The sequence below is a fragment of the Arthrobacter sp. E44 genome, assembly GCF_041877125.1.
Taxonomy (GTDB): Bacteria; Actinomycetota; Actinomycetes; order Actinomycetales; family Micrococcaceae; genus Arthrobacter.
This window is the reverse complement of the sequence record NZ_JBHDJA010000096.1, coordinates 1-242: the sequence shown is the minus strand read 5'-3', so window position 1 is coordinate 242 and position 242 is coordinate 1. Positions and strand designations below refer to the sequence as shown.

Genomic DNA, 242 nt, shown 5'->3' with positions numbered 1-242 from the left:
ATCGCCAAGGATTTCGGGGTCTCACCTGCTGCCCTGCACCGCTGGATGAAGATTGCCGACAGAGAAGATGGCGTGCAGTCCGGGGCCGTGTCTGATGACGCCGCGAAGTTGCGGGAGGCCACGCCCAGCGGTGGGAACCGGCCGAGGTCATCAAGGCCCTCTTCACGGAGGAAGCCGCCGGCCGGGCCCGGTCCATGCTCGCTTCCCGCCGCAAAGCAGCCGGGTTCCCGACCGGGAAGACC

General features: G+C 67.8%; 1 pseudogene. It reads left to right on the top strand.

The window, feature by feature from the left end:
- Positions 1-120 (top strand): annotated as a pseudogene (locus ACETK3_RS21445) (IS3 family transposase); the annotation flags it as partial.
- Positions 121-242: the final 122 nt, after the last annotated feature.